This window comes from Streptomyces sp. NPDC036822 (assembly GCF_055609145.1).
Window position 1 is genome coordinate 212530 of record NZ_JBVJPY010000008.1, and the last position, 18505, is coordinate 231034.

General features: G+C 71.5%; 13 protein-coding genes. 4 read left to right on the forward strand and 9 right to left on the reverse strand.

Annotation, left to right across the window (positions count from 1 at the left end; genetic code table 11):
* Nucleotides 1–157: 157 nt before the first annotated feature.
* Nucleotides 158–2614 (forward strand): DNA gyrase/topoisomerase IV subunit A, encoded by a 2457-nt coding sequence (locus ACZ68P_RS20525; protein WP_471008044.1) that lies wholly within the window; start codon nucleotides 158–160, stop codon nucleotides 2612–2614.
* A 127-nt stretch (nucleotides 2615–2741) separates the two neighbouring features.
* On the opposite strand, the gene ACZ68P_RS20530 is transcribed toward ACZ68P_RS20525, so the two are convergent.
* A complete protein-coding gene (locus ACZ68P_RS20530; protein WP_471008047.1) occupies nucleotides 2742–3824 on the reverse strand; it encodes a CobW family GTP-binding protein in 1083 nt (360 codons plus the stop codon).
* A gap of 309 nt (nucleotides 3825–4133) precedes the next feature.
* On the opposite strand from ACZ68P_RS20530, the gene ACZ68P_RS20535 reads away from it, so the two are divergent.
* Together ACZ68P_RS20535 and ACZ68P_RS20540 are read left to right on the forward strand one after the other, a co-directional pair.
* Complete coding sequence (locus ACZ68P_RS20535) at nucleotides 4134–5792, forward strand: sensor histidine kinase (RefSeq protein ID WP_471008049.1); 1659 nt, start codon at nucleotides 4134–4136, stop codon at nucleotides 5790–5792.
* The gene (locus ACZ68P_RS20540) at nucleotides 5789–6472 is read left to right on the forward strand and encodes a response regulator (RefSeq protein ID WP_471008052.1); all 684 of its coding nucleotides are present in this window, start codon (nucleotides 5789–5791) and stop codon (nucleotides 6470–6472) included. Before ACZ68P_RS20535 ends, ACZ68P_RS20540 begins: the two co-directional genes overlap by 4 nt.
* Nucleotides 6473–6496: 24 nt before the next feature.
* On the opposite strand, the gene ACZ68P_RS20545 is transcribed toward ACZ68P_RS20540, so the two are convergent.
* The 3 genes from ACZ68P_RS20545 to ACZ68P_RS20555 all read right to left on the reverse strand — a co-directional run bounded on the left by ACZ68P_RS20545 (nucleotide 6497) and on the right by ACZ68P_RS20555 (nucleotide 11058).
* Nucleotides 6497–8095 carry a solute symporter family protein gene (locus ACZ68P_RS20545; protein ID WP_471008054.1) on the reverse strand — a complete coding sequence of 533 codons (1599 nt, stop codon included), beginning with the start codon at nucleotides 8093–8095 and terminating at the stop codon, nucleotides 6497–6499.
* Nucleotides 8092–8610 carry a DUF485 domain-containing protein gene (locus ACZ68P_RS20550; RefSeq protein ID WP_471008057.1) on the reverse strand — a complete coding sequence of 173 codons (519 nt, stop codon included), beginning with the start codon at nucleotides 8608–8610 and terminating at the stop codon, nucleotides 8092–8094. Before ACZ68P_RS20550 ends, ACZ68P_RS20545 begins: the two co-directional genes overlap by 4 nt.
* 330 nt (nucleotides 8611–8940) lie before the next feature.
* Entirely contained in the window at nucleotides 8941–11058 is a 2118-nt protein-coding gene (locus tag ACZ68P_RS20555) for a DNA gyrase/topoisomerase IV subunit B (RefSeq protein WP_471008059.1), read from the reverse strand.
* 432 nt (nucleotides 11059–11490) lie between these two features.
* Here ACZ68P_RS20555 and ACZ68P_RS20560 point away from each other — a divergent pair, with 432 nt between their 5' ends.
* On the forward strand, nucleotides 11491–11721 hold the full coding sequence (locus tag ACZ68P_RS20560) for a DUF7455 domain-containing protein (RefSeq protein ID WP_329115038.1): 231 nt from the start codon (nucleotides 11491–11493) through the stop codon (nucleotides 11719–11721).
* Between the two features lie 104 nt (nucleotides 11722–11825).
* On the opposite strand, the gene ACZ68P_RS20565 is transcribed toward ACZ68P_RS20560, so the two are convergent.
* The 5 genes from ACZ68P_RS20565 to ACZ68P_RS20585 all read right to left on the reverse strand — a co-directional run bounded on the left by ACZ68P_RS20565 (nucleotide 11826) and on the right by ACZ68P_RS20585 (nucleotide 18491).
* The gene (locus ACZ68P_RS20565; RefSeq protein ID WP_471008063.1) at nucleotides 11826–12644 is read right to left on the reverse strand and encodes a serine protease; all 819 of its coding nucleotides are present in this window, start codon (nucleotides 12642–12644) and stop codon (nucleotides 11826–11828) included.
* 165 nt (nucleotides 12645–12809) lie between these two features.
* Entirely contained in the window at nucleotides 12810–14357 is a 1548-nt protein-coding gene (locus ACZ68P_RS20570; protein WP_471008066.1) for an RNA polymerase sigma factor, read from the reverse strand.
* Between the two features lie 377 nt (nucleotides 14358–14734).
* A complete protein-coding gene (locus ACZ68P_RS20575) occupies nucleotides 14735–15622 on the reverse strand; it encodes a FadR/GntR family transcriptional regulator (RefSeq protein WP_471008069.1) in 888 nt (295 codons plus the stop codon).
* A 159-nt stretch (nucleotides 15623–15781) separates the two neighbouring features.
* A complete protein-coding gene (locus tag ACZ68P_RS20580) occupies nucleotides 15782–17584 on the reverse strand; it encodes an ABC transporter ATP-binding protein (protein ID WP_471008072.1) in 1803 nt (600 codons plus the stop codon).
* A gap of 142 nt (nucleotides 17585–17726) precedes the next feature.
* On the reverse strand, nucleotides 17727–18491 hold the full coding sequence (locus tag ACZ68P_RS20585) for an NUDIX hydrolase (RefSeq protein WP_471008074.1): 765 nt from the start codon (nucleotides 18489–18491) through the stop codon (nucleotides 17727–17729).
* Nucleotides 18492–18505: the final 14 nt, after the last annotated feature.

Sequence of the window (18505 nt, forward strand, 5' to 3'; positions counted from 1 at the left end):
TCCCTCTTCCGGGTCGCGGACGCGTCGCGTCCGGCCCAGGGGCGGCCGGAGGCGGTGCGGAACCACCCATTCCCGGGTCGCGGTCGGCGTTGTCGGTGGGACGGTCCACAATGGTCCGCGTCAGATCAACCTTGTTGGTGAAGGAGCCGCAGCCGCGATGGCCCGCCGCAGCACGAAGACACCGCCGCCGGACGACGCGTTCGAGGAGCGAATCCTCGACATCGACGTCGTCGACGAGATGCAGGGCTCCTTCCTCGAGTACGCGTACTCGGTGATCTACTCCCGCGCGCTGCCGGACGCCCGCGACGGCATGAAGCCGGTGCAGCGCCGCATCGTCTACCAGATGAACGAGATGGGGCTGCGGCCCGACCGCGGCTATGTGAAGTGCGCCCGTGTCGTCGGCGAGGTCATGGGCAAGCTGCACCCCCACGGCGACGCGTCGATCTACGACGCGATGGTGCGGATGGCGCAGCCGTTCTCCATGCGGCTCCCCCTCGTGGACGGCCACGGCAACTTCGGTTCGCTGGGCAACGACGACCCGCCGGCCGCCATGCGGTACACCGAGTCCCGGATGGCGTCGGCCGCACTGCTGATGACGGAGTCCATCGACGAGGACACCGTCGACTTCTCCCCGAACTACGACGGCCAGGAGCAGGAGCCGGTCACGCTCCCGGCGGCGTACCCGAACCTGCTGGTCAACGGCGCCTCGGGCATCGCGGTCGGCATGGCGACCAACATGCCGCCGCACAACCTCGGCGAGGTGATCGCGGCCGCCCGGCACCTCATCCGGTACCCGAACGCCGATCTCGAGGCGCTCATGCGGTTCGTGCCCGGCCCCGACCTGCCGACCGGCGGCCGGATCGTCGGCCTGTCCGGCATCAAGGATGCGTACGAGAACGGCCGCGGGACGTTCAAGATCCGCGCCACCGCGACCGTGGAGAACGTGACGGCCCGCCGCAAGGGCATCGTCGTCACCGAACTGCCCTTCACGGTGGGACCCGAGAAGGTCATCTCCAAGATCAAGGACCTGGTCGGCTCCAAGAAGCTCCAGGGCATCGCCGACGTCAAGGACCTCACCGACCGCAGCCACGGCCTCCGTCTGGTCATCGAGGTCAAGAACGGCTTCGTGCCGGAGGCGGTCCTGGAGCAGCTCTACAAGCTGACGCCGATGGAGGAGTCCTTCGGCATCAACAACGTGGCGCTGGTCGACGGCCAGCCGCTGACGCTGGGCCTCAAGGAACTGCTGGAGGTCTATCTCGACCACCGGTTCACCGTGGTGCGCCGCCGCTCCGAGTTCCGCCGGAGCAAGAAGCGCGACCGGCTGCACCTGGTCGAGGGCCTGCTCGTCGCGCTGCTCGACATCGACGAGGTCATCCGTCTCATCCGCTCCAGCGAGAACTCGGCGGAGGCCAAGCAGCGCCTGATCGAGCACTTCTCCCTGAGCGAGATCCAGACGCAGTACATCCTGGACACCCCGCTGCGCCGGCTCACCAGGTTCGACCGGATCGAGCTGGAGAGCGAGCGGGACCGCCTCAACGGCGAGATCGACGAGCTGACCGGGATCCTCGACTCCGACGCCGAGCTGCGCAAGCTGGTCTCGGGCGAACTGGCCTCGGTGGCGAAGAAGTTCGGCACCGACCGGCGTACGGTCCTGCTGGAGTCGGCGGGCGCCCCGGTGGCCGCCACCTCGCTGGAGGTCGCGGACGACCCGTGCCGGGTGCTGCTCTCCTCGACGGGGTTGCTGGCCCGTACGGCGACGGCGGAGCTGCCGGCCGCCGAGGACGGCAGGCGCGCGAAGCACGACGTGATCGTCTCGGCCGTGCCGGCGACCCAGCGCGGCGACGTCGGCGTGGTGACCTCGACCGGGCGGCTGCTGCGGCTCGCGGTGATCGACCTGCCCCAGCTGCCCGACACCCACGCCGCGCCGAACTTGGCCGGCGGGGCACCGCTGGCGGAGTTCCTGACCTTGGAGAACGACGAGTCGGTGGCCTGCCTGACCACGCTCGACGAGTCCTCGCCGGGTCTGGCGATCGGCACGCTGCAGGGCGTGGTGAAGCGCGTGGTGCCGGACTATCCGGCGAACAAGGACGAGCTGGAGGTCATCACCCTCAAGGAGGGTGACCGGATCGTCGGCGCGACCGAGCTGCGAACGGGCGAGGAGGACCTGGTCTTCATCACCTCCGACGCCCAGCTGCTGCGCTTCCAGGCCGCGCAGGTGCGGCCCCAGGGGCGGCCGGCGGGCGGCATGGCGGGCGTCAAGCTCACGGCCGGCGCCGAGGTGATCTCCTTCACGGCGGTGGATCCGGCGGCGGACGCGGTGGTGTTCACGATCGCGGGCTCGACCGGCACGCTGGACGGCTCGGCGGCCACGTCGGCGAAGCTGACGCCGTTCGACCAGTATCCGCGCAAGGGGCGCGCGACCGGTGGTGTGCGCTGCCAGCGGTTCCTGAAGGGCGAGGACGTGCTGCTTCTCGGCTGGGCGGGAGGCGCCCCGGCGCGCGCGGCCCAGCAGAACGGTACCCCGGTCGACCTCCCCGAGATCGACCCGCGCCGCGACGGCTCGGGCACGCCCCTGGCGAAGCCGGTCGCGGTGCTGGCGGGCCCGGCGAGCTGAGCCAGGCGGCCCGGCACCGGCGGATCCGATCGGATCCGCCGGTGCCGGGCCGACTGACCGGGCCGCGCCTGACCGGGCCGCGCCGGCCCTGGACGGACCGGGTCGGGCCTGGCCTGGTCGGATGTGGTCAGGCCGGATCGGACGCGGCGAAGAGACCCTCCGCTCCTGGGTCCTCCTCGGCCTCGTTCCGCTGCACGTAGCGCAGGACCCCCCAGAGAGCGCGCTCGTCGGGGGTGTCCTGCGGGCCGGTCACCTCACAGCCGGCGAGTTCCTTGCGCAGGGCTTCGGCGTCGATGCCGGATCCGATGAGGACGAGCTGGGACAGGCGCTCCTCACCCTCCGGCCAGGGCTCGGGGTAGAAGCGCAGGAACCGGCCGACGGCATGGACGCCGTAGCGGTTGACCGGGTCGGCCGCGCCGAAGTCGAGAAAGCCCTTGAGGCGGTAGAGGCCCTGCGGCCGGGAGTCGAGGAACTCCATGAGCCGGCGCGGGTGCAGCGCGGTCCCGGTGGCGAGCGAGAGGGTCTCGTAGGCGGCGTGCGGATGGGCGGCCGCGTCCTCGTCCGCGTACAGCAGGTCCTCGATGGACATCTGCCCCTCGATCTCCCCCTCGGGCACGACCCGGTCGAAGAGGACCTCGGGGTCGATCCGCCCGTGCGCGGTTCGGATCACCGCGGCTCGTCCGGCGAGCCCGGTGACGGTGGCGTGGACGGCGTCCAGCTCGCGCTCCCCCACCCGGTCGGCTTTGTTGACGACCACCAGATCCGCGAGGGCGAGGTGCCGGTCGGTCTCGGGGTGCCGCTCGCGCGTGGCGGAGAACTCGGCCGCGTCGACGACCTGCACGAGCCCGCCGTACACGATCCGCTCGTTCTCGCTGGCGAGCACCATTCGCACCAGCTCCTGCGGCTCCGCGAGGCCGCTCGCCTCGATGACGATCACGTCCAGGCGGGCCGAGGGCCGGGTGAGGACCTCCAGGTACTCGTCCAGCTCGCTCGCGTCGACGGCGCAGCACAGACAGCCGTTGCCGAGGGAGACGGTGGACCCGACCTGCCCGGCGACGGTCATGGCGTCGATACCGATGTCCCCGAAGTCGTTGACCATGACACCGATCCGGGTGCCCCGGGCCCTGCGCAGCAGATGGTTGAGCAGCGTGGTCTTGCCCGACCCCAGGAATCCGGAGAGGACGACGACCGGGATCTGCTGCGTGCTCAAGGCGAAACCCTCCTGATGCTCGACGCGCGACGAAGCTCCCAGAATAGGCAGCCGCCCGCGGCCGCACGGGCCCGGGCCTGCGGCCATCCCGCCGATCACCAGGGCCGGCCGCGCGGTCCCGAGGGCCCGCGTGGAACCCACCCGGCCCGCTCCGGCGTATGGGCGCTGACGGGCCGAGCCGCCCCCGTGCCCCGGCGTGGCCCCCGGCGTCCCCAGGCCAGGCCGACCAAGAGGGCACGGCTTCCAGCGCGCGGCCCTGGCCGGGGCGGGATTTCCGGTCGGGTTCGTACGACCCGTACCGTTCCTCGCATGCGTCCCGCACCGACCACCCCCGCACGGCCCGCTGTGCGCCGTCGGCGGATCGGCTGGCCGCGGCGGGTCTTCTCCCAGGTCCTCCTCATGCAGCTGGCCATCGCCACCGGCGTGACCGTGCTGGCCACCGGCCTCTTCCTGGCGCCGCTCAGCGCCCAGCTCGACGACCAGGCCATGCGCCGCGCCCTCGCCATCGCGGAGACCACCGCGTCGCCGGAGGTGGCGTCGGCGTTGCGGAACTCGTCGCCGTCCGTCGGCGGGGCCGTCCAGGCGGAGGCCGAACGGATCAGGCGCTCCACGGGCGCCGAGTACGTCGTCGTCATGGACACACGGGGGGTGCGCTGGTCGCACACCGACCCTGCGCAGATCGGCAAGGTCGTCTCCACCGACCCCAGCACGGCCCTCGCCGGCCGCGAGGTGATGGAGATCGACAGCGGCACCCTCGGCCGCTCCGCCCGGGGCAAGGCCCCGCTGCGGGCCGCCGACGGGAGCATCGTCGGCGCGGTGTCGGTCGGCATCGAGTACGACAGCGTCCAGGACCGCCTGCTCGGGGCGATCCCGGGTCTCCTCGCGTACGCGGGCGGCGCCCTGGCCGCCGGAGCGCTGGCGGCCTATCTGATCTCCCGCAGGCTCCAGCGGCAGACCCATGACCTGGCCTTCTCCGACATCTCCGCGCTGCTCGCCGAACGCGAGGCGATGCTCCACGGCATCCGGGAGGGCGTGGTCGCCCTCGACCGCACCGGACGGATACGGCTGCTGAACGACGAGGCCCAGCGCCTGCTCGGCATCGGCGCCGAAGCCACCGGCAGCCCCCTGGAGGAGGCGCTCGGCTCCGGCCGCACCGCCGACGTGCTGGCCGGCCGGGTCACGGGCGAGGACCTGGTGACCGTCCGCGGGCACCGGGTGCTGATCGCCAACCGGATGCCGACGGACGACGGCGGCGCCGTCGCCACCCTGCGCGACCGCACCGAGCTGGAGAGGCTCGGCCGCGAGCTGGACTCCACCCGCGGTCTGATCGACGCGCTGCGCGCCCAGGACCACGAGCACGCCAACCGTCTGCACACCCTGCTCGGCCTCCTGGAGCTGGAGATGCACGACGAGGCGGTCGAGTTCGTCACGGAGGTGGTCGGCGTCCATCGCGCCACCGCCGAGCAGGTCACCGAGAAGATCCACGACCCGCTGCTCGCGGCGCTCCTCGTCGGCAAGGCGACGGTCGCGGCCGAGCGGGGTGTCTCCCTGCGCGTCGCCCACGGCTCGCTGCTGCCCGACCGGCTGGTCGACCCGCGCGAGCTGGTCACCGTCGTGGGCAATCTCGTCGACAACGCCCTCGACGCGGCCGCGGGCTCCGCGGACCCCCGCGTCGAGGTCGCCCTGGGCACGGAGGGCCGCACGGTCGTCCTTCGGGTCACGGACAGTGGCCCGGGCGTCCCGGAGGACCGGCGCGAGCTGATCTTCACGGAGGGCTGGACCACCAAGGAGCTGCCGTCCCACGGCAAGCGCGGGCTGGGCCTGGCACTGGTCCGCCGGCTCGCCGAGCGTCAGGGCGGCAGCGCCCGGGTCGCCGAGGGCGCCACCGGCGGCGCCGCGTTCACCGTCGTCCTCCCGGAGGCACTGAGCGAGCCGGAGCCGGCGCGCGCGGCCGGGGAGGCGCGGTGATCGACGTCTTGGTCGTGGACGATGACGTGCGGGTCGCGGGGATCAACGCGGCCTACGTCGCCAAGGTGCCCGGTTTCCGCGTCGTCGCCACCGCCCACTCCGCCGCCGAGGCCCTCGCCCGTCTCGCCGAGGAGCCGGTCGACCTGATCCTCCTGGACCACTACCTGCCGGACGAGAACGGACTCTCGGTCGTACGGGAGCTGCGCCGGCTCGGCCACCAGACCGACGTGATCATGGTGACGGCGGCGCGGGACGTGGCGACCGTCCAGGCGGCGATGCGGCACGGCGCGCTGCAGTATCTGGTCAAGCCGTTCGTCTTCGCCGGCCTGCGCGCCAAGCTGGAGGCGTACGCGGCGCTCCGCCGCACCCTCGACGGCGGCGGCGAGGCGGAGCAGGCCGAGGTGGACCGGATCTTCGGCGCCCTGTCGGCGGGGGCCGTGGAACCGGGTCTTCCCAAGGGCCATTCGCCCACCACCGCCGAGCTGCTGCGACAGGTCCTGCTGGCCGCCGACGGGCCCTTGTCCACCCAGGAGATCGCCGAGCGGGCGGGCGTGAGCCGCCAGACCGCCCAGCGCTATCTCAAGCTCCTGGAGCGGACGGGCCGGGTGCGGCTGTCCCTGCGGTACGGCGAGACGGGCCGCCCGGAACACCGGTACGTCTGGACGACCCCGGCGGGCTGAATGCCGGCCCGGTGGGCCCCCCGCTCACACCGCTCCGGCTCCGGTCAGCGCCCGGACCTCGGTCTCCGCGTGCTTGGCGGCGTCCGGCGGCTCGTGCGAGGTGACGGTCCCGATCCAGCCGGCCAGGAAGCCCAGCGGGATGGAGACCAGCCCCGGGTTCTGCAGCGGGAAGACATGGAAGTCGACGCCCGGGAAGAGCGCCTCCGGGCTGCCCGAGACCACCGGTGAGAGGACGACGAGCAGGACGGCCGGTACGAGCCCCCCGTACACCGACCAGACGGCTCCCCTGGTGGTGAAGTTCCGCCAGAACAGCGAGTACAGGAGCACCGGGAGGTTGGCCGAGGCGGCGACGGCGAAGGCGAGGCCGACCAGGAACGCCACGTTCAGGTCGCGGGCGAGCAGACCGAGCCCGATCGCCGCCACACCGATCCCGGCCGCGGCGAGCCGCGCCACGGTGACCTCGCTGTAGGGCTTGGCCCGGCTGCCACGCCGGCGCAGGGAGGCGTACAGGTCGTGGGCGACGGAGGCCGAGGAGGCGAGGGTGATGCCGGCGACGACGGCCAGGATGGTCGCGAAGGCGACGGCGGCGACGATCGCGAAGAGCACGGTGCCGCCGGTGGAGCCCGCTCCTCCGCCGAGGTCGAGGGCGAGCAGCGGCACGGCGGTGTTGCCGGAGGCGTTGGAGGCCCGGACGGCGTCGGGTCCGATGATCGCGGCGGCTCCGAAGCCGAGGACGATCGTCATCAGGTAGAAGCTGCCGATGAGGCCGATCGACCAGACGACGGAGCGTCGGGCGGCCCGTGCGGTGGGCACGGTGTAGAACCGCGAGAGGATGTGCGGCAGCCCGGCGGTGCCCAGGACCAGGGCGATCCCGAGACTGATGAAGTCCAGGCGCGCGGTCCAGTCCCCGCCGTAGCGCAGGCCGGGGGCGAGGAAGTCCCGTCCGTGGCCGCTGCGGTCGGCGGCGCCGGCGAGCAGCTGCTCGAAGTCGCCGTGGAAGCGGAGCAGCACGAGCACCGTCAGGGCGATCGTTCCGGCCATCAGCAGGACGGCCTTGACGATCTGGATCCAGGTGGTGGCGCGCATCCCGCCCAGCGACACGTAGATCACCATCAGGGCGCCGACGCCGATCACCGTCCAGGAGCGGGCGGCTTCGCTCGTGCCGCCGAGGAGCAGCGCGACGAGACTGCCGGCACCGACCATCTGGGCCACCAGATAGAGCACGGAGACGGTCACGGAGGAGGTGCCGGCCGCGATCCGGACCGGGCGCTCGGCCATCCGGGAGGCCACGACGTCGGCGAGCGTGAACCGGCCGCAGTTGCGGACCAGTTCGGCGACGAGGAGGAGGACGACCAGCCAGGCGACCAGGAAGCCGACGGAGTACAGCATCCCGTCGTAGCCGTAGAGGGCGATCAGGCCGGAGATGCCGAGAAAGGAGGCGGCGGACATGTAGTCACCGGCGATGGCGAAACCGTTCTCCATCGGCGAGAAGAGCCGGCCTCCGGCGTAGAACTCCTCGGCCGAACCGTGCCGTTTGCGGCTCACCCAGGTGGTGATCGCGAGGGTGACCGCGATGAAGGCGCTGAACAGCAGCAGGGCCAGGGTCTGGTGGTCGCCGGTCACCGCTGGACCCCTCGTGTCATCTCCTGGGTGTCCCAGCGCAGTTCCAGCGCCGCGCGGTCCCGGCGAAGCCGGGCGTGGCGGGCGTAGGCCCAGGTCAGGAGGAAGGTGGTGAGGAACTGTCCGAGTCCGGCGACCATCGCCACGTTGACCGCTCCGGCGACGGGCCGGGCCATCAGTCCGGGCGCGGCGGTCGCAGCGACGACGTAGGCCAGGTACCAGAGCAGGAAGGCGAGCACGGCGGGGATCACGAACCGCCGGTAACGGCCGCGCACCTCCTGGAAGGCCGGGCTGCGCTGGACCTCCAGATAGATGTCCGCCGCACTGCGCGCGGGCCGCTGTCGCGGTACGTCCCCGGACGCCTCGGGGGCGGTGGGCGCCGCCACGCCGTCCGGTGCCACCGTGTCGACGGGCTCGCCCCAGCCGGACGCCAGGGCGTCGTACCAGGGATCCTCGATCCGGACCGCCGGATCGCCGTTCCGCGCCGCGGAGGCGTCCGTCCCTTCCTGCTTCTCCACCGGTGAACTCTCCTTGTCAGCGAACCGTTTCGGCCGCGTGCACAAGGATGGACAGAGCGGGAAGATCCCGGACTCTTCTCCTTCCCCACTTCACCCCATCAGGTGACGGAACACCGCGTGAGGGGACACCTCCGCGCTGATAGGCGTACCGGCACGCGGAAGCGCCGGTACGCCTATCAGCGCGGAGGCCGCCCGGCGGAGCGCACGCCGGTGGGCGGAACGCCGAGGGGGCGGAGGGAGAGCCGCCCTCCGCGACCGCCGGAGCCGTCCTCCGCGATCGCCGAGGGGGGCGGAGCCGACGGCTCCGCCCCCCTCGGGGAGACCGGTGGATCAGGCGTCGATGCGCGAGCGGTCCAGGGTCGCCGCCGAGCTCGTGATGAACTCCTTGCGGGGCGCGACGTCGTTGCCCATGAGCAGGTCGAAGACCTGCTCCGAGGAGTCCAGGTCGCCGATGTTGATCCGGCGCAGGGTGCGGTGGCGCGGATCCATCGTGGTCTCCGCGAGCTGGTCGGCGTCCATCTCGCCGAGGCCCTTGTACCGCTGGATGGCGTCCTTGTAGCGGATGCCCTTGCGCTGGTACTCGAGCAGGGTCTGGCGCAGCTCGTTGTCCGAGTACGTGTACACGTACTTGTCCTGGCCCTTCTTGGGCTGGACCAGTTCGATGCGGTGCAGCGGCGGCACGGCGGCGAAGACCCGGCCGGCCTCCACCATCGGCCGCATGTACCGCTGGAAGAGCGTCAGCAGCAGGCAGCGGATGTGGGCGCCGTCGACGTCGGCGTCGACCAGGAGCACGATCTTGCCGTAGCGGGCCGCGTCGATGTCGAAGGTGCGGCCGGAGCCGGCTCCTATGACCTGGATGATCGCACCGCACTCGGCGTTCTTGAGCATGTCCGAGACGGAGGACTTCTGGACGTTGAGGATCTTTCCGCGGATCGGCAGCAGCGCCTGGAACTCGCTGTTGCGCGCCAGCTTGGCGGTGCCGAGCGCGGAGTCGCCCTCCACGATGAAGAGCTCGCTGCGCTCGACGTCGTCGCTGCGGCAGTCGGCGAGCTTGGCGGGGAGCGAGGAGGACTCGAGCGCGGTCTTCCTGCGCTGCGCCTCCTTGTGCTGGCGGGCCGCGATACGGGTCCTGGCGGCCGCCACGGCCTTCTCCAGGACGGCGCGGGCCTGGGCCTTGTCGTCGCGCCTGGTGGAGGTCAGGAAGGTCTTCAGCTCCTTCGCGACCACGTTGGCGACGATCCGGCGGGCCGCGGAGGTGCCGAGCACCTCCTTGGTCTGGCCCTCGAACTGCGGCTCGGCGAGGCGGACCGTCACGACGGCCGTGAGCCCCTCCAGGGCATCGTCCTTGACGATGTCGTCCTCGGCGACGCGCAGCATCTTGGCGGAGCGCAGCACCTCGTTGACCGTCTTGGTGATGGCCTGCTCGAACCCGGAGACGTGGGTGCCGCCCTTGGGGGTGGCGATGATGTTCACGAACGAACGGACCGTGGTGTCGTAGCCCGTGCCCCAGCGCAGGGCCACGTCGACCCCGAGCTCCCGGGTGACCTCGGTGGGCGTCATGTGTCCGCGGTCGTCCAGGACCGGGACGGTCTCCTTGAAGGTTCCCTGACCGGTCAGGCGCTGCACGTCGCAGACGGCCTTGTCCTGGGCGAGGAACTCGCAGAACTCGCTGATGCCGCCGTCGAAGCGGAAGGTCTCCTCGCTCTTGCCGACACCCTCCAGGTCCCGCTCGTCGCGGACGACGATGGTGAGGCCGGGCACCAGGAAGGCGGTCTGGCGGGCGCGCTGGTGGAGGTGGTCCAGGGAGAGCTTGGCGTCCTTCAGGAAGATCTGGCGGTCGGCCCAGTACCGCGTCCGGGTACCGGTGCGGGTCTTCGGCACGCGCTTGCTCTTGAGCAGGCCGTTGGCCGGGTCGAAGGGGCTGTCGGGGCCCTGCTCCGTGAAGATGCCGGGGACACCGCGCCGGAAGCTGATGGCGTGCGTGGCGCCGCCCCGGTCCACCTCGATGTCGAGCCGGGCGGACAGGGCGTTCACCACCGAGGCGCCGACACCGTGGAGACCGCCGGAGGCGGCGTAGGAGCCACCGCCGAACTTTCCTCCGGCGTGGAGCTTGGTCATGACGACCTCGACGCCGGAGAGCCCGGTCTTGGGCTCGACGTCGACCGGGATGCCGCGGCCGTTGTCGCGCACCTCGACGGAGCCGTCCTCGTGGAGGATCACGTCGATGTGGTCGCAGTATCCGCCGAGGGCTTCGTCGACGGAGTTGTCGATGATCTCCCAGAGGCAGTGCATGAGGCCGCGGCTGTCGGTGGACCCGATGTACATGCCGGGGCGCTTGCGAACCGCTTCGAGCCCTTCGAGTACGAGCAGGTGCCGCGCGGTGTAGTTGGAACCGTCACGGTCTGCGGTCAGCAGCGCACTGGACGGCACGGACGTTTCGGCGGTCACGCGGTTCGCTCCTCGCTGAATTTGAAAACAGGCTCGGTGGGTAAGGCCCGGCGTCGTTCACCGGTCAGAGCGTACCGATGCCTGGTAGAGGCGTTGTCACGCCACCCTCCCGAAATCTCATGCTAGTGCAGAGTCGCATGAGTGTTCGATCCCTCGAAGGGGTGACGTGAACATCACGTTCCCTTCGAGGCATGAACCATTTAGGCTCCGGGCACGTCCTCATTCACAACCGGCAACCCAGCCGGGAGGGCCGAACCCACACAAGCAACGCGAAATCCGTAGAGCGACGCAATACGGCTCATTCGCCGCCAACCGGCAGCAGACAGCCACCTTGGGAAGAAGTTTCAAGGAAAAGCCACGAGCGGGAACGTTTCCGGCCTGGTTGGATGTTGACCCTGGTACGACAGCTCGTCGAGCTAGAGAAGAGGCGACGTGACTACTGTTCTGACCCCCGCGAGCCCCCTGACGGCCGCTGACCGCTGCGACCGCTGCGGCGCCCAGGCGTACGTGCGCGTCGTCCTGACCAGCGGCGGTGACTTGCTCTTCTGCGCGCACCACGGGCGTAAGTTCGAGCCGGAACTCAAGAAGATCGCCGCGGAAATACAGGATGAGACGGACCGGCTCACCGACGTGCCGGCCAAGGCAGTAGACGAGGACCGCTGACGCCTCGCACATACGACGAGCCATGGGCCGGTCACTGACCGGTCGACGGGCGGCAACCCCCTCGATCCAAGGGGGCGGCCGCCCGTTCTCGTACCCACCAGCTCTCAGGCGCGGGCGGGCAGGAGCGCCGACACCCGGGTGTACACACCCGGGCTGTCCGCCTGAGCGCACCCACTGCCCCAGGACACCAGTCCGATAAGCCGCCCGCCGGCCACCAGAGGCCCTCCGCTGTCCCCCTGGCAGGCGTCCTTGCCTCCCCGGGGATCTCCGGCGCACAGCATCGTGTCCGGGCGGTAGGAGGCCCCCAGGCCGCCCGGATAGGCCCGCCCACAGGTCCCGTCCGGCAGCACCTGCACGCGGGCCGACCGCAGGGCGGAGGCGTAGGTCTCCCTGCCGGTGGTGTCACCCCACCCGAAGACCTCCGCCTCCGTGCCCGGCGCCTCCGCGGCGTCGCCCGGGCGCGCCGTCTCGATCACGTACGACGCGGGCAGCGCGACCGCCAGCGACAGGACGGCGAGGTCGCCGGAGTTGTTCGCCGGGTCGTAGGACGGGTTGACCCAGGTCCCGGAGATCCGGACCTCGTGCCCCCCACGGCCCCGCAGGGCGCTCCGGCCGGCGATCACCTTGAAGTCCGCGAGGTCGGACGGCTTGCCTCCGAGGACGTCCCGGCCGAGGCAGTGGGCCGCGGTGAGGACCCGCGTGGGCGCCACGACCACTCCCCCGCAGAACTGCCCCGCGCGCGTACCCCCGAACCGGTCACGGCTGGAGAGCGCCACCACCCAGGGCGCGTCCGCGATCGGGGTCGGCTGCCCGCCGACCACGACGCTGTCGGCGGCCGCCGGGGCGGCGGACGCGAACGGCCCCGCGGCCGCCACGGCCAGCCCCAGGGCTGCGGCCACTGCTCGGGCGATGGGGCGACGCATAGAGCCTCCTGACTCTCCGGTTATGTCCGTTCACCCAGCGTCCGCCACTTCCTCCCGGATCGCACCCCCGCACGCCGAAGGGCCCGGCCCCTTTTCGGGGGCCGGGCCCTTCGGACGCCTGCCGCCAGGCCTCGCGAGCGGCGAGGCGACGGCGGGAGACGGTGACTAGTCGAGGTAGTCGCGCAGAACCTGCGAACGCGACGGGTGGCGCAGCTTCGACATCGTCTTGGACTCGATCTGCCGGATGCGCTCGCGCGTCACGCCGTAGACCTTGCCGATCTCGTCGAGGGTCTTCGGCTGGCCATCGGTGAGACCGAAGCGCATGGAGACCACGCCGGCCTCACGCTCGGAGAGCGTGTCGAGGACGGAGTGGAGCTGCTCCTGGAGGAGCGTGAAGCTGACCGCGTCGGCCGGGACGACCGCCTCGGAGTCCTCGATCAGGTCGCCGAACTCGCTGTCGCCGTCCTCACCCAGCGGGGTGTGGAGGGAGATCGGCTCACGGCCGTACTTCTGGACCTCGATGACCTTCTCAGGGGTCATGTCGAGTTCCTTGGCCAGCTCCTCCGGGGTGGGCTCGCGGCCCAGGTCCTGGAGCATCTGGCGCTGCACACGCGCGAGCTTGTTGATGACCTCGACCATGTGCACCGGGATACGGATGGTGCGGGCCTGGTCGGCCATCGCGCGGGTGATCGCCTGACGGATCCACCAGGTGGCGTACGTGGAGAACTTGTAGCCCTTGGTGTAGTCGAACTTCTCGACCGCGCGGATCAGGCCCAGGTTGCCCTCCTGGATCAGGTCCAGGAAGAGCATGCCGCGGCCGGTGTAGCGCTTCGCCAGCGAGACCACGAGGCGGAGGTTGGCCTCCAGCAGGTGGTTCTTGGCGCGGCGGCCGTCCTCGGCGATGATCTCCAGCTCGCGCTTGAGCTTGGGCGCCAGCTTGTCGGAGTTCGCCAGCTTGTCCTCGGCGAACAGACCGGCCTCGATGCGCTTGGCGAGCTCGACCTCCTGCTCGGCGTTGAGCAGCGGGACCTTGCCGATCTGCTTGAGGTAGTCCTTGACCGGGTCCGCGGTGGCACCCGCGACGGCGACCTGCTGCGCCGGAGCGTCGTCCTCGTCCTCGTCGGACAGGACGAAGCCCTTGTTCTCGCCCTCGGTCTCTTCGTCCTCGCCCTTGCCGGGCGCGACGTCCTCGAGGAGCTCCTCGCCCTCGACGACCTCGTCGGCGTCCTTCTTGGCGGTGGTCTTCTTGGCCGCCGTCTTCTTGGCGGTGGCCTTCTTCGCCACCGTCTTCTTGGCGGTGGCCTTCTTGGCGGCCGCCTTCTTGGCCGGCGTGCCGGCCTCGTCGGCCGGGTCCGCGCTCTCTTCCGCCGGGGCCGCGGTCGCGGCCGCGACGGACTTCGTCACGGTCGTCTTGGCGGTGACGGTCTTGGTGGCGGTGCGCTTGGCCGGGCTCTTCGCTGCGACGCTCTTGCGGGCGCGCTTCGGCGACTCCGCTGCACTGACCATCAGCGTCACACCCTCTTCCTCGAGGATCTGGTTGAGGCTGCGCAGAACATTCTTCCACTGGGTTGGCGGAATCTGGTCAGCCTCGAAGGCCCGACGCACGTCATCGCCGGCGATCTGCCCATCAGCCTTTCCCCGCTCGATGAGCGCCATCACAGACTCGGACTCGGCGATCTCCGGCGGGAGCGTACGGGATGTGCTGGCCGACACGAACAACCTCTCGGAACGATGGAAAACGGCTTCCGGCCCCGCCCGGGATCGGGCCGGAGCCGACGACCGTCAGCGGGGGATGTGCCGACGGCGCGGGCTGGACCGGGGAACTGCACAGCGCCTCGCGGGGCGGCTGTATTCCTTCCTCGGCTGTCACCTCTTAGGTCATCGCATGGCTCCGAGGAGTGTTACGCCCAATCCGCGTGGCCCGAGTCACACCTCATTGGCGACGAAACATACAGAACCGGTGCACATCGTACATTCACGCCGCCAAGCCCCCGCGATCCCCGGGGATCGGTTGCGATCCCCGGGGTCCGCGCGAGTCGGGCGACCCGCGATGCATAGGGCTCCCCGTTCCCGGCCATGAGGCGCGCGCGTCAGTGCTCGCGCGGAGCCGGCACCACACGCTCCACCTCGGGGTGGACCATGAGCAGCTGACGCATGGCCGTCTCGGCGGCGTAGGCGTCGCCGGCCGCGAGGGCGTCGACGATCCGCGCATGGTGCGCGATGCAGTTGTCGCCGGGCCGGTCACAGGCCGTGACCGGCCCTCCGGAGACCTGGAGCGCCGCGCCGACGATGCCGGAGAGGTGCTCCAGCATGCGATTGCCCGCGAGCTGGATGAGCAGGGAGTGGAACTCGGTGTCCGCGCGGGAGAAGGTGATGCCGTCGCCCTGGGCGTAGGCGTGACTCATGATCTCGACCATGTCGGAGAGCCGCTGCTGGACGTCCTCGCGGCCGTGCCCGGCGGCGAGCCGGGCGGCCAGGGGCTCGATCGTCCAGCGCAGCTCGTTCAGCTCCCGGCGCTGGTCGTCGCGCTGCGGGCCGAAGGCGCGCCACTCGATGATGTCGGGGTCCAGCAGGTTCCAGTCGCTGACCGGCCGGACCCGGGTGCCCACGTTGGGGCGGGCGCTGACCAGCCCCTTCGCCTCCAGGACGCGCAGCGACTCGCGTACGACGGTCCGGGAGACCTCGAAGCGCTGGCCGATCTCCTCCGGAACCAGCGGCCGGTCGGCACCGAGGTCGCCGGAGACGATCATCTGACCGAGCTGCTGGACGAGTTGGCCGTGCAGCCCGCGGCCACGGCTGCCGGCGGTGCGCCGGCCGACCCGGCCGAGGTCCGTCTCCACCCCCTCCCAGGCCGGCGGGCCGACGCGATCGGCGACGGGCGCCTCCGCGTAGGGGTAACGGTCGAGATCGCCCGGGGCGCCGAGGCCGGAGTCGACGGAGCGGGCGGCGGTCATCATGGTGTGCGCAAGGGTACTCACGCATCCTTTGTCGGCGTGGCTCGCGGGACCCTTGAGGTCTTTGGTGAAAAGCACACGAAAGGGTGATCGGCACCCCCTACACAATTGACGATTAATCGGACATTCTTAGGCATTTCAAAGGAGGTTGTCGAGAACTCGAACGTTCTCGATCCGAAGTGGTCACCAACGCGCCTTACGGCGAAGCCCGGTGAACAGATAGGCACAGAGCAGGCCGGTCAACGCCAACGTCATCGCCACCCCCACGGGCTGGGCGACCACCCGAATCCCGCCCATCAGCCACCGGTCGGCCGCGGCGGGCCATGCCGCGAGGACGAATTCACGGAGCCGGGCGGGAAGTCCGGCGATCGAACGCCCAGACGGGCCGGCGATCGCGTTGTTCAGCAGGGGGACGAGCACGATCGGTACGGACAGCACCGCCGCCACCCCGGCCGCGGCGACCCGGAAGACCCCGGCCCCGAGCACACCGGCCCAGGCGCAGCCGGTGATGAGCCCGAGCCAATTGGCACACAGACTCGGCCAGTTCTCCGGTACGGGAATCAAGTCGCCCCCGTAGACCAGGCGCAGGGCCTCCAGGTCGACCACCACGACGAGGACGGCGAGGAGGATCGCGACGGCGGCCGCGACCGCGAGCTTGGCGAGCAGCAGGCCGAGGCGCCGGGGAACGGTCCCCCGTCCGGTCGTGAGCGCGGGATAGCGGTACTCGTCCCCGAAGGCGAAGGCGCCGAGCAGCCCCGCGCCGAGCGCGGCCGGAGGCAGCGGCGAGAGGGAGGGCCAGCCTGCGATCGCGGTGGGGACGGGCGTACCTCCTCCTCGGGCGAGGAGCACCGCGATCAGGACGGACGCGGCGAGGGTCGCCGCCACGACGAGGGGGGTGCTCGGCACACCGAGGAGGCGGCGGACCTCGTACCGCAAGGGGCGCAGCGGCGCACGCGACGGCCGACGGGCGGACAGGGGCTCCCCGTCCCGTCGGCCGCCGCCTCCGGCGGCCTCGGTCCCGACTCCGCTCCCCGCGGCCGCCCCGGGCTCGGCGGCGGCCGGGCCCGGGGCGCGGTTCACAGCGGCACGGGCGGCTCCGTGGTCGGCGGCGGGGCCCGTGTCGCCCACCTCGTCGGCCAGGCGGTGGATGAGCACACCGTGCCGGAAGGCGGTCTCGCCGATGGTGGCGCAGTCGCTTCCATAGACGGAGAGGCGGTTGCCGTTCTCGGCGACCACCTCCACGGCGCGGCGGGCGGCGCGCGCCTCCTGTGTGACGACGGCGGCGAGCCGGGCGGCGTGCGGCGTGCGGACGGCTACGCGCGGCCGCAGCCGGGTGCGGGCGAATTCGGTGACGTCCTGGTCGGCGACGAGGCGGCCGGACGTCAGGGTGACGACGCGGTCGGCGTGGCGCGCCGCCTCCCTGGGGTCCGCCGTCGTGAACAGGACGGTGCCGCCGTCCTGGGCATGGGCGCGCAGGAGTTCGTACAGCCAGGCGTTCTCCCGCGCGGACAGACCGGCGCCGGGCTCGTCGAGCAGCAGCGTGTGCGGGTCCCCCAACAGGGCCGACGCAAGGCCGAGTCGGCGGTCCATGCCCCGCGAGAGGGTCCCGATGCGCTGGTCGTGGAGCCCGGTCAGCCCCACGACCCGGAGCATCTCGTCCGCCTTGGCTCCCGGAACGCCGGTGGCCGCGCAGAGCATCCGGAGCTGGCTGCGCACCGTGCGCGAGGGGTGGCCGGCGACGTCGCCGAGCAGGACCCCGACCTCCCCCGGGGGGTAGGCGATGCGGTGGAGGGGGCGGCCGCGGAAGTACGTGACGCCGCGCCCCGGCTCGAGTTCGAGCATCAACCGCAGGGCGGTGGTCTTCCCGGATCCTGCGGGCCCGAGCAGGGCGGTGACGAGGCCCGGCCGGGCCTCGAAGGTGAGGTCGTCCACGGCGGGCGCAAGGTCGCGGCGGGGGCTGCTGGTGAGTCCGATGGCCTGGAGCATCGCTTCTCTCGCGGTAGGTGACACCGCTCCGCGGCAGGGCGGCTACCGAAGCAAGATAACGCTACATTTCGGACTTTCGACGCAGGGTTGGGGTCCCGGGTCGCCCGAAGTGAACCCCGGAGACCTGAAGGCCGCGGTCCGGTCAGACCTCGGGACGCAGCATCGGCGGATTCAGCAGCGTGGCCCCGCCGGCGCGGAACAGCTGCGCGGGGCGGCCCCCCTGACGAGTGGTCGTCCCCCCGGCCGGGACCAGGAAGCCGGGCGTGCCGGTCACCTTCCGGTGGAAGTTGCGCGGGTCCAGGGCGACGCCCCACACCGCCTCGTACACCCTCCGCAGCTCGCCGACGGTGAACTCCGGCGGGCAGAACGCGGTGGCGAGCGAGGAGTACTCGATCTTCGAACGGGCGCGTTCCACCCCGTCGGCGAGGATCCGGGCGTGATCGAAGGCGAGCGGCCCCGCGCCCTCGCCCTCGGCGTCCCCGTCCTGGCTCAGCAGCTCCTCGACCGGGGACCAGCGGGCGCTGTGGGCGTCGCCTCCGGCGCGTGGGGCCGGGAGGTCCGGGGCGAGTGCCAGATGGGCGACGCTGACCACCCTCATCCGGGGGTCGCGCTCCGGGTCGCCGTAGGTCGCCAGCTGTTCGAGATGGGCGCCGTTACCGAGCGCCGGCGGCGGAGCCGCGGGGTCGTGGGCGCAGAGCCCGGTCTCCTCGACCAGCTCGCGCGCGGCGGCCGCGCCGAGGTCCTCGTCGGCCCGGACGAAGCCGCCCGGCAGCGCCCACCGGCCCTGGAACGGCTGTTCTCCCCGGCGTACGACCAGAGCGCACAGCGCGGGACCCCGCACCGTGAGCACGACCAGATCGACGGTGACGGCGAAGGGCGGAAAGGCCGACGGGTCGTAGGGAGACATGCCGTGATCATAGT